Genomic DNA, 11,589 nt, shown 5'->3' with positions numbered 1-11,589 from the left:
TGGTCTTACGCCGTCATGTAAAAGAACAACGTCATCCGGCTGAGCAATGCCTTCAAGGGCACACAGACCTTTGTAGATTGATTCCTGTCCGGTGGAACCTCCTTTGACGACCTTAAGAACCTTGCACAGTTCAAACTGGGCAACAAGCTTAACCATGTGAGGAATCCACTGTTCCAGACAGACAACTATGATTCCTTTGATGTCCTCATGCTTCTGAAAATGTTCCAAGGTATAGACAATGATTGGCTTACCGTTAACCTCGATAAACTGCTTCGGTAAGTCCGGAGATTTCATTCTTGAACCGACTCCGCCGGCAAAAACTATGGCATAGTTCATGATTACCCCTAACATGATTTTTTCATGATAAATGTCTCTTATCATGAAAATACAAACGGCTGAAAGACTTGATTTAAAAGGCTTTGCAATGTGGAGGTGTTTTATTTTGAGTACGAAAATACTTAAAATAAAAGGGTAAAATCAGAAGGGAAAAAAGGCTGTATAAGGGAGGAAAAATTCACTTTATAAGGAAGGTAAATTCGTCTTGTTGAGAAAGGAAAAAAGTCTTTTAAGTATCTGCAAAGATATAAGGCTGTATTAATAAGAATGGGGTAATGTGGGGAAATATGAAAGAATGAATGGGGAATCCCGGGACCGAAAAAGAATCTTACCGTGATGCCGTAGATTTCCAGACGATCCTAAAACATCCCGTCACATCAGAATTTGTTTCCTTCTGTCACACATTGTAACAATCTCTTATTGAGTTTTAGGGTAAAATAAACCTAATGAATATTTTGACCCAAAAGGTTGCCAATCTTTTCAGATAATCCAGGTTTATTTATCTGATTCTGTTTCCGTCCTTTTATGTCAGTCGGATACTGCGGATTGGGCTATTTAGAATAAACATACAAAATGCATGAATATTGGACATGATCATGAAAAAATTACTTATAGCTTTACTTGTAGCAGGTGCCGTCGGCGGTTTGGCCATGTATAAATTCGGCGGGGAAAAGGAACTCGAATATATGACCATTCATCCTTCAAAGGGGGACGTGGTCGAAAAGGTACTTGCCACCGGAACCCTGGTAGGGCGCAACGAAGTTGAAGTAGGTGCCCAGGTTAACGGTCAGATCCAGAAGCTCTACGTAAAGCTCGGTGACAAGGTGAAGAAAGGGGACATGATTGCGGAAATCGATCCCCGTACCCAGATAAACAGTCTGTCAAGTGCCAAGGCCGAACTCCGTATAGTTCAGGCCGAAAAGAAGCAGCTGCAGGCTGCGCTGAAACAGCAGGAACTTGAATATAATCGCCAGCTTAAGATGAAAAAGGGCAACGCAACTTCCGATGCCGATCTTGAAAGTGCCGAAGCAAGTCTTGCTCAGACAAGAGCCAAGCTGGAATCATGTGATGCCAATATCGAAAAGGCCAAGATCAGCGTTTCTACGGCTGAAACCAATCTTGGCTACACCAAGATAACAGCTCCCCGTGACGGCGTGGTTATCGGTATCGTGACTGAAGAAGGTCAGACTGTTGTTTCCACCCAGAGCGCTCCTACAATCGTTAAGATTGCCGATCTTGAAACCATGACCGTTGAAGCGGAAATTTCAGAAGCTGACGTAGTAAAGGTTAAGCCGGGCATGGATTCATACTTTACCATCCTCGGACTTCCTGACAGAAAGTTCATCAGCACTCTCCGTGACATAGAACCGGCAACAGAATCCGAAAGCTCAAGTTCATCTTCTGCTTCCAGCAGTTCAAGTTCCACCCAGGCCATCTACTATAATGCCTTGCTTGACGTGGATAACAGTGAAGGCATTCTGCGTAAGTCCATGACCGCCGAAGTTACCATCATCCTCGGTGAAAGCAAGAATGTCGTGTATCTGCCGATTGCCGTTCTCAACCAGAGTCTCGGAAACAGCAAATACAAGGTTTTAGTAAAGGGCAAGGGCGGTAAGGCCGAAGAAAGGATTGTCACCGTGGGACGAAAGGACAATATCAACTACGAGATCCTTGACGGTGTTACCGAACAGGATGAAATCATCATCGGCTCAGACGTTGCTTCTGCCGAAGCCGCTTCAATGGCAGCCGGTAATTCAAGACGTCGCGGTCCGCGTCTCTAATATGTGTGTACTTAAGGCTTTTGCCGGTAAGAGGATATTATCATGTCTACGGATAATAACAGTGTAAACATAAGCGCGGAAGAACAGCGTAAGCATGACGGTAACGCGGATAACGCAGCCGTTTCTTCCGAAAAGCCTCTTCTTGAGGTACACGGCGTAACACGCAGTTTCGGGCTCGGAACGGAAACGGTTGAAATTCTTCACGGTATAGACCTTAAGATCTATGCCGGTGAAATGGTGGCGATTATAGGTCAGTCAGGTTCAGGCAAGTCAACCCTCATGAACATTTTGGGTTGCCTTGACAAGCCAACCACCGGTGAGTACTACATCGAGGGCAGGAAAACTTCCGACCTCGATTCCGACGAACTTGCCGGATTAAGAAGGGACTACTTCGGTTTTATTTTCCAGCGTTATCATCTGCTGGGGCACCTCAATGCCACCGGCAACGTGGAAATACCTGCAATTTATGCGGGAATAAAAAGTGAAAAGCGTCTCATAAGAGCCAATGATCTTCTTAAGAGACTCGGTCTTGACGAAAGAAAGGATCATCTTCCGAGCGAGCTTTCAGGCGGTCAGCAGCAGCGCGTGAGTATTGCGCGAGCACTGATGAACGGCGGTCAGGTTATTCTTGCTGACGAACCTACCGGTGCGCTTGATTCCCACAGCGGTGAGGAAGTAATGAAGATTTTAAAGGATCTTAACGCCGCTGGTCATACCGTAATTCTGGTTACCCATGATCCGAAGATTGCAGCCAACGCCGGCCGCATCATCGAAATCAAGGACGGTGAAATCATCGCCGACTATCAGAATGATAAGGTTAAGCTGGAACGCCGTCAGCTGGCTGACGAGGACAAGGTTCTCCTGAAGGACAGTTTTGTCCTTCAGCTCCGAGCCTACGTTGACCGCTTTAAGGAAGCCTTCAAGATGGCGTTCATCGCCATGGTTTCCCATAAGATGAGAACCCTGCTTACCATGCTGGGCATTATTATCGGTATCATGGCCGTGGTCAGCGTAGTGGCTTTAGGCAAGGGGGCCAGCACCAAGGTGGTAAACGACATTAATGCCATCGGTACCAATACCATTTCTGTATATCCCGGAAAGGATTTCGGTGACATAAGATCCGGCAAGGTTGAAACCCTGACCGTTCAGGATATGAAGGTTCTTGAGCAGCAGGTATTTACCGATGCCATTACCCCGATAAGACAGAATTCCCTTCTTGCCCAGTACCACAGCGTTTCAGCAAACGCCAAGGTTTCCGGAGTGAGTGAGCAGTTCTTCAGGGTAAAGGGTTATGAAGTTGCGGGCGGACATCTTTTTACCGCTCAGGACGTCAATAACATAGCTCAGGTTGCCGTCATTGACGAAAACACTAGGAAGAGATTCTTTGAGTATGAAAATCCCATCGGTAAAACACTGATTCTCGGTAAGCTTCCGTGTGTGGTAATCGGCGTGCTCAAGAATTCCGATTCTCCTTTTGACAGTCAGGATTCACTGAACGTGTACATTCCGTACACCTCAATGATGAACCGAATCGTGCATGAGAATTATCTCGGTTCCCTGACCATAAGGGTTAAGGATAACGTGTCCAATGCCGTTGCCCAGCAGGCGATTGAACACGTGCTTAAATTAAGACACGGAACCAAGGACTTCTTTACCAACAGTTCCGATACCATCTTAAAGACCATAACCTCAACAACGGATACTCTCACGTACCTCATAAGTGCCATTGCGGTAATATCCCTTATCGTGGGCGGTATCGGCGTAATGAACATCATGCTGGTATCCGTAACCGAACGTACCAAGGAAATCGGCATCCGTATGGCTGTGGGGGCAAGACAGAGTGACATTCTGCAGCAGTTCCTTATTGAGGCAGTACTCGTGTGTCTCATCGGCGGCGGATGCGGTGTAATCTGCTCGTACGGTATCGGCGTGGTCTTCGGAATGTTTGTATCAAGCATCAAGATGGAATTTTCCGTAACATCAATCGTGGCTGCCGTAACATGTTCATCACTTATCGGAATGCTCTTCGGATATCTGCCGGCAAAGAATGCGGCAAAGCTTAATCCGATTGATGCTCTGGCACGTGAATAGGAGTTAAAGACAAATGGTTTTATGCAAGAAAGTTTTATCCGCATGTATTGCCGGAGTGATTTTAAGCGGCTGCACCGCGCTTCATACGGATTACCAGCGTCCTGATTTAGACGAATACGTTTTTGTTAACGGCGTAGCCGATTCTGAATCGGCCGTATCCGTGACGGCCGATGCCGGTGATGCCTCAGGGATTCAGATAACCGACAGCTACTGGGTCCGTTTCGAGGATGAAAAGCTTACCGCTCTTATTGAGGAGGCTCTTGAAAACAACAACGACTACTATCAGGCTCTCATTAATGTAAGAAAGGCCATGGTGCAGGCGGACATTGCCGATGCGGAGCTTATTCCGGATCTCAGCGCATCTCTTTCAAGCGGTATAAACAAGCCTCTTAAAACAGGAGTTTCACGCAGGTCGTCAGACAGTTCCCTCAAGGTGAGCTATGAGCTTGATCTTTTCGGGAGACTGGCAGCAGACAGCAAGGCAGCGGCTTATGATCTGGAGTCAAAGACATACGACGCAAGAGCGGCAAGACTCAGTGTTTCGGCTTCCGTTGCCAACGTGTATTGGCAGATAGTCTATTACAAGGATGCCATTCGTCTGAGTGAGAGCAATCTTAAGGACAGTGAGGACACCTTTGCCATCATGAAGTCAAGATATGATAACGGCAGTATTTCCGAACTGGAACTTCTTCAGGCAAAAACAGATCTCATTGAGGTTCAGACAACGCTTGCCGAACAGCGTAATAATTTTAAGAACAGCATTTCTGCAATGAACATGCTTCTCAACAAGGTTCCGACCGCAGAGGTGGTTACCGCAGATACACTTGAGGGACTGAAGGTTCCTGAGGTAAGAGCCGGTCTCGGCAGTGATCTTCTCAGTATAAGACCTGACGTGGCTTCTGCCGAGGCTAAGGTTAAGTCTGCACTTGCTTCGAAGGATGCCGCAAGACTCGACATGTATCCGAGATTCAGCCTCACCGCAGGACTGTCTGCAGGATCCTCATCCGAACTGGTACAGTTCTTTGAGAATCCGGTTGCCTCAATTCTTGCAAATCTTGCTCTGCCGTTTATAAACTATTACAAGAATTCTCTGCAGATTGATCTTGCCGAGCTTTCACGTGACAGTGCTGAAATGAATTTCGTGACTACGTATTACAAGGCTCTCGGTGAAGTGTATCAGTCACTTAACGATATTGAGAATGACAGGGTACTGCTTAATAACAATATTGAGAAGCTTCAGCTTACAGGCAGAACCGAGGAGCTGTACAGGCAGCGATATGAGGTGGGCGCCGTATCACTCAAGGATTACCTTGAGGCAAGAAAGTCCCGCAGAGTTACCGCACTGGCACTTGCAAAGTCCAAGCAGAATTCTCTTAATGACGCCGTAGTGTTTGCCAAGGCTCTTGGCGGACTGTAAGCCGGAACGGCTTTTATGCGAAAATATGGAGGTATGAGAAATCATGCCTCCATATTTAATTATGTATGAATGGGATATGCTGGGGCTGTTATGGATGAGCGGCGGAAATCGTTCTGCGGAAACATATTGAACCCGGCAGGATGCATACATTGGTCTATGCCGGCAAAACGATAATAGGTCTTTATATTCCGACAGAGTCTTTTAATAACTGTCACCCGGTGGGCAGACAGTTTTCTTCTCCGTGTGAAGAGTGGCAGTGAATGTCATCATGAAAAACCGCCGTGTAAATCAATATTTGACCGTAAATGGCAAGTATAAATTTGTTGTGTTACCGGGCCTGTGGTATATATTACTGCGTTATATATCTTTTTATATGAAAGTGGAGAATTTTTATGGCTGAAATATATCTCGCATTTTACAAGGGGGATGGTCCTTCATTCTGGGACCGTGTTGTTGACGGTACCATCAGGCTGTTTACCAAGGGGGTATATTCCCATGTGGAACTTGCGGTAAAGAAGGAAGTAAAAAGGGAAGACGGAACTTTGGCAACCGTTTACGAATGCTACAGTTCAAGTCCCCGTGACGGCGGCGTGAGGGTGAAGGAAATCAACGTGGATAATCCGGAACAGTGGCTCCTCTATAAGCTTAACTTTACCGATGAGGACAGGATAAAGTCATACTTCGAAAAGACAAAGGGAAAGAAATACGATTTCCGCGGAGCCATTGGCGTGGTTCTCGGTTTCAGGCAGAAAAAGAGCAGATATTTCTGTTCCGAATGGTGCTTCAACGCACTTGAGGATTCAGAGGACGGCTGGCGTTTCAGTCCTAATCATCTCGAAGCTGTTTTCAGAAACGGTAATCTTTTTGCGGATATCACAAAGCAGAAAAACGAAGACGCCGAATAAAAGTCCAAAAGCAGGTACGGACCGTAAAAAGGATAAATTTAAAGGCTAGGGGAAGTATCCTTCCCGGGTCTTTTTCCATAAAACAGCAGGTATTCCTGCTTCCGGCAGGATCCCCTTTGAATCATCATTTCGCATCGTCAGAATTCTATCTCATCCATGGTCAAATCTGAATCAGATTATCAGCTTAATCAAATCTCAGCAGGCTCTGATGTCGGTTATCCCGTGGCAGTACATGAATGGTGTTCTGAGATAAATTATGACGTGTATGGTTTATTTCCGTTTAGGAACCTTTCCTCAGTAACTGCCCCCGTAAAAATTGCGGGGACTGTCATTATTTTTGAGATACCTAAAATGATATTCATAGACATAATCAGATAAATAGTATGATAATTATTTATAATTTCACTTTATATCATTAAAGGACACACGGATGAAGAAAACTATCTTATCAGTACTTACTGTCGCTTTTCTCTCTTCATTTGCGTTATTTGGCTGCGGAGACAGCGAAATCAAGTTCGGTACAGCTGCCAAGAATAGTAAATATGATGAATTTGCAGGGGTCATGAAATCCAATCTCGAAAGGGAGGGCAAGTATAAGCTCACGATTGTGAATTCTGCAGGGTCTGCAGCCAATGTTCGTAATCTTAATACAGGTGATATTCAGATGGCTCTGGCTCAAAATGACGTCAGCAGTGATGCCTATCATGCGGTAGGAGCCTTTAAGGGCGGATTCCCTTTACATGATTTTGCAGCTGTTGCCAGTATCTACACCGAGTCCTGTCATGTTGTTGTCAGGGCTGACAGTTCCATTTATAAAATGACTGATCTGGTAGGTAAAAAGGTAAGTATAGGGGAACTTCATTCAGGAAGTGAGCAGAATGCCAAGCAGATTTTAAATGCCTATGATGTAATCGGATACCAGGTGCAGTCATTAAACTATAACTATGATGAGGCAACCAAGAATCTCATCAACGGAAGTGTTGATGCCATGTTCTTTACCGGAGGAGTCAGAATGCCTGTTCTGGTTCAGCTGTCAAAGCAGGTTCCCATCAGACTTATTCCTATCGATGAAGAACAGATAAAAAAGGTTATGGATAACTACAAGTTCTACACAAAGATGGTTATTCCTGCAGGATCATATGTGGGACAGAATGAACCGGTGACCACACTCGGCATCAAAACCCTTCTTGTAGCCAGCAGAACCATGGATCCGGAAGATGTTGAAGAGATAACCGAAAATCTTTTCAAGAATGCCAATTCCTTTACGCCTATTCTTCCCGGCGGAGACGTAATATCCCTAGAGAATGCCGTTGAAGGCGTGTCCATTCCGTTCCACAGAGGAGCAGCAAGATACTATCATTCTAAGAACATAAAGGTAAAGACTGACTAACGGCTGTTTCCCGGAAGCACATAATTCATAACTGGAAATGATGCCATAGTAAAATTCATGTTTCAGTTAACAATGGAAAAACGATGTCATTATGATTGACATCGTTTTTTTTGTTTTTGCTGTTTAGTGTGAAAAATTGTAAATCAAGTATGTCTCCTTACCTGCTGCAACAATTGAGATCGTGGAAAGTTATCTGAGTGATGATTGGTTCTTTCTGGATAAAACGGCGGAAAACATTAATTTAAATAAAATAAACATCCGAGTAGCAGACAGCAGAATCTTTACTGCCATTTGACGAGAGAGGGATTCGGACATAATTCTGGAAATCTTGGATGGATTTTATAAAAATAGTGATTCATAGAAATGCTTCAAAGCGTAATAAAGCTCGTTTACGAGCGCAGCCAGATTTGAAAAATTTGTTCAAAGGGGACTGGGGAAAATCTCCCCAACGAGCAAAGTTGTACAAAAGTACACTGCTCGCGAATTTGGATAAAGTAGTGAAGGTAGTGTTGGCCTCTGGTATTTTAGTGATACCGGCGGCCTATTTTTTTATTGCATTATTTACAATTTTAATAACATCATTTTTGGAAAACTACGTTAACTAGTAGAAAGAAGAGTTTAAGAATCAAAGTTATAATATGTGAAAATATCACAAATAAAACGCATACCAACAATGAAAATGTTGAATATTCACTGAAAGCGTTGTAAGATGTGATTAAATCACATCATAATTATATTAGGAGGTGTGCACTATGTTGGTAAGATTTACAGTGGAAAACTATCTTTCATTTAATGAAAGACAAGTTTTTTCTATGGCAGCAGGAAAACACACACGTTTAAAAAGTCATTTAGTAGTTGTTAATGGAAAGCGTTTATTAAAAGGAAGCGTATTATTTGGTGCTAATGCAGCTGGAAAGAGTAATTTAATTAAAGCGATTAATTTTGGGAAAGATATAATTTTTTACGGATTAAATGCTGGTAGGACATTTCACAGTAATTTTAGAATTGATCCAGAATCATTAAGCAGACCAGGGGTATTTCAGTACGATTTTGTAAGCAATGGCCATTTTTATTCTTATGGATTAGCTATATCATATTCGGATAATTCTATTATCTCTGAATGGTTATATTTAGTAGATGATAAAGAAATGGCAATTTTTGAAAGAAATCAGCAAAAGGTTAGTACAGATATTCCTTTTAGCAATGCAGAGAATAAACAAAGATTTGATATTTATGCGGAAGATGTTCCAGATAACAAAACTTTTTTATATGAAATAGTAAGCCACAAGCTTGATGATATAGAGGATTTTAAATTTTTTTATGATGCTATTAATTGGTTTAAGTCCTTGATTATTATTTTCCCACAGTCAAAGTACGGAGGATACAATCAATATATTGTCAATGACACTCTAGATTCTGTCGCAAAACTAATGAATTATTTTGACACGGGAATAGAAATGATTGACGGTCAAGAGAGGGATATTGATAAGGCTTTGTCATTTCTACCTGAGAATATCAAAAATGATATTATTAATGGCATAGAAAAAAAATTAAAAGATAAAGAAGATAATGAGAAATTATCTATTAATATTGATGTGTTTGGTAGAAGGTTTTCTTTTTCAAAAGTAGATGGAAAAATTGTTGCTCGTCAATTAGTTATGAATCATGGCAACAACAATGACCTTTTTGAAATTGCTGATGAATCTGATGGAACTCAAAGACTATTCGATTTAATCCCACTATATAGGATGGCAACACAAAACTACGTGATTTTGGTTGACGAACTAGATAGAAGTTTTCATAGTAAATTAACAATTGAATTTATTCAAAAGTTTTTTGAAAAGACACAAGGTGCTAATACGCAACTTATTGTTACATTACATGATGCAAACGTTTTAAATCTTAATTTACTTCGACAAGATGAAATATGGTTTGTGGAAAGAAGAGCAGATCATAGTTCGGAATTATATTCATTGAATAAATTTAAAGAAAGATTTGATCATTCTGTAGCAAAAGATTATTTGCTTGGGAGATATGGTGCTGTTCCAAATTTTGGTTTAGATCCGTGGGATGAAGAGGAGGAAGGTTAAATGCAAAATTCCTTTCGATTGAAATCAAATGATATGTTTTCACGACCTGAGGAAGAAAACCAAGAAGCACCGTTAAGAATTGTCTTTTTATCTGTTGAAGGAAATAAAACAGAATGCCAATACTTTGACCTGATTGAAAAATATCGTTCAGATTTAAAAATAAAAAAAGGTGTTCATATTTGTCCATTAAAACGCGCAAAGGATGATAATAGTAGTGCGCCAGAACGAGTTTTAGAATTACTAGATGAATATGTTGAACTGAGAGATCCGCAAGTGTTGCCACAAAGACTTAAGGATGCTGTTCTCCAAAAGTATTCATATGAATTTGTTAAGCAATATTTAAATGGTGAATTGGAAAGAGACAAAGATGTAGAAGAGTTTGAATTTTTGCTTGGAGAGGCCGGTATTGATTTAGCTTATAATCTTTTTTTGCGAGATTATAAAGGAAATGACGACGTATTTGGAATAGTGATAGATCGAGATTATAAAAATCATTCAGTTGAACAGATGAAGAGAATTATTGATGAGTGTAAGAATAAAAACTATTGGTGTTTTATTTCGACACCATTATTTGAATTTTGGTTATTATTACATTTAGTTGATGTTAAAAGAGAGTATTCTAATAATCTGCGTGATATTATGCTGAATGCAAAGGTTTCAGATAAGCATACATATACAAGTAAGCTGGTATCTGAGATTGCCGGTCATGCAAAGGGAATAAGTGATGCTGTGTTTAAAAAGTTTTATTTAAACAAAGTAGACTATGCTATAAGTCAGGCAAATAGTAATTTTGCAACTGATTTAGATGACCTTATTGGTAGTAATAAATCAGATGATTCTAAATGCGGAAAAATTGGAACTAATATGCCAGAATTATTTACACTTCTAAGAGAAGTATAATAATGTGGACTAGAATCTGTTTAATACTAGTGTAATCAGGCTAGATGTTAAAACACATCATTTAAATGATGGAATTATGATAGTGATGAAAATGGCAATTGGTCTAATTTATAGTTTGTAAACAGAGAGATGCCTCATTTGCAGACGTGGGTAGGAGTGTCGATGGATGATGTTACCGGTTGCACTTTGGTTGCAAAAAGTCATAAAAAGCAAAAAATCGATGGAATAAACGTAAAACCACAACAACATATAGTTACAAAAGAAAATCATCTTACTAGATGTTGATGCTTTTCTAGAGATCGTGGAAAGTTATCTGAGTGATGATTGGTTCTTTCTGGATAAAACGGCGGAAAACATTAATTTAAATAAAATAAAACTTTCACAAACCTCAGGACTATAGAAACCTTCTTGTTCTGAGGTCTTTTCTTTTCAAATCATATCAAAAATTCATCTGTTTCCCCTGTTTTTTGGAAATAATCTGCCTTTTTAACTCCTGTTTTATCGTAAAAGTTAGTGATTTCTTTGCAAAATTATCATTTTTTATGTCTTTATTAGTCCGTTTATGATATAATACGGACTATATATAAGAGGTGTTTTTATGAAGGTTCCTGAAGAAATCAGAAAGGTTAAAAGACCGGTTAATACTATTGTTGAAGACTCTGGCCGAGATGGTCCTAAA

At 41.1% G+C, this 11,589-nt stretch carries 8 protein-coding genes; 7 read left to right on the top strand and 1 reads right to left on the bottom strand.

Annotation, left to right across the window (positions count from 1 at the left end; translation table 11 throughout):
- A partial coding sequence (locus QZU58_RS08900; RefSeq protein ID WP_294496139.1) for a 2-C-methyl-D-erythritol 4-phosphate cytidylyltransferase occupies positions 1 to 336 on the bottom strand: 336 nt, incomplete at its 3' end.
- Positions 337 to 932: 596 nt separating this feature from the next.
- On the opposite strand from QZU58_RS08900, the gene QZU58_RS08895 reads away from it, so the two are divergent.
- From QZU58_RS08895 to QZU58_RS08865, 7 genes are all read left to right on the top strand, one after another.
- Entirely contained in the window at positions 933 to 2,117 is a 1,185-nt protein-coding gene (locus tag QZU58_RS08895; protein ID WP_294496137.1) for an efflux RND transporter periplasmic adaptor subunit, read from the top strand.
- Positions 2,118 to 2,159: 42 nt separating this feature from the next.
- Positions 2,160 to 4,208, top strand: a complete 2,049-nt coding sequence (locus QZU58_RS08890) for a MacB family efflux pump subunit (RefSeq protein ID WP_294496135.1) — start codon at positions 2,160 to 2,162, stop codon at positions 4,206 to 4,208.
- A 13-nt stretch (positions 4,209 to 4,221) separates the two neighbouring features.
- Complete coding sequence (locus QZU58_RS08885; RefSeq protein WP_294496133.1) at positions 4,222 to 5,625, top strand: efflux transporter outer membrane subunit; 1,404 nt, start codon at positions 4,222 to 4,224, stop codon at positions 5,623 to 5,625.
- A gap of 392 nt (positions 5,626 to 6,017) precedes the next feature.
- The gene (locus QZU58_RS08880; RefSeq protein ID WP_294496131.1) at positions 6,018 to 6,530 is read left to right on the top strand and encodes a hypothetical protein; all 513 of its coding nucleotides are present in this window, start codon (positions 6,018 to 6,020) and stop codon (positions 6,528 to 6,530) included.
- A 430-nt stretch (positions 6,531 to 6,960) separates the two neighbouring features.
- The gene (locus QZU58_RS08875; RefSeq protein ID WP_294496129.1) at positions 6,961 to 7,920 is read left to right on the top strand and encodes a TAXI family TRAP transporter solute-binding subunit; all 960 of its coding nucleotides are present in this window, start codon (positions 6,961 to 6,963) and stop codon (positions 7,918 to 7,920) included.
- A gap of 752 nt (positions 7,921 to 8,672) precedes the next feature.
- On the top strand, positions 8,673 to 10,010 hold the full coding sequence (locus QZU58_RS08870; protein WP_294496127.1) for an AAA family ATPase: 1,338 nt from the start codon (positions 8,673 to 8,675) through the stop codon (positions 10,008 to 10,010).
- Complete coding sequence (locus tag QZU58_RS08865; RefSeq protein ID WP_294496125.1) at positions 10,011 to 10,910, top strand: RloB family protein; 900 nt, start codon at positions 10,011 to 10,013, stop codon at positions 10,908 to 10,910.
- Positions 10,911 to 11,589 lie beyond the last annotated feature (679 nt).

The organism is uncultured Ruminobacter sp. (genome assembly GCA_902764345.1).
GTDB lineage: Bacteria > Pseudomonadota > Gammaproteobacteria > Enterobacterales > Succinivibrionaceae > Ruminobacter.
The sequence above is the reverse complement of the archived record's forward strand: the minus strand, read 5'-3'. Positions and strand labels throughout refer to the sequence as shown.

Excerpts from the sequence above, each read along its gene's own strand:
- QZU58_RS08870 (WP_294496127.1), top strand. The coding sequence starts at position 8,673 with ATGTTGGTAAGATTTACAGTGGAAAACTATCTTTCATTTAATGAAAGA.
- QZU58_RS08895 (WP_294496137.1), top strand. The coding sequence starts at position 933 with ATGAAAAAATTACTTATAGCTTTACTTGTAGCAGGTGCCGTCGGCGGT.
- QZU58_RS08865 (WP_294496125.1), top strand. The coding sequence starts at position 10,011 with ATGCAAAATTCCTTTCGATTGAAATCAAATGATATGTTTTCACGACCT.
- QZU58_RS08875 (WP_294496129.1), top strand. The coding sequence starts at position 6,961 with ATGAAGAAAACTATCTTATCAGTACTTACTGTCGCTTTTCTCTCTTCA.
- QZU58_RS08880 (WP_294496131.1), top strand. The coding sequence starts at position 6,018 with ATGGCTGAAATATATCTCGCATTTTACAAGGGGGATGGTCCTTCATTC.
- QZU58_RS08885 (WP_294496133.1), top strand. The coding sequence starts at position 4,222 with ATGGTTTTATGCAAGAAAGTTTTATCCGCATGTATTGCCGGAGTGATT.
- QZU58_RS08890 (WP_294496135.1), top strand. The coding sequence starts at position 2,160 with ATGTCTACGGATAATAACAGTGTAAACATAAGCGCGGAAGAACAGCGT.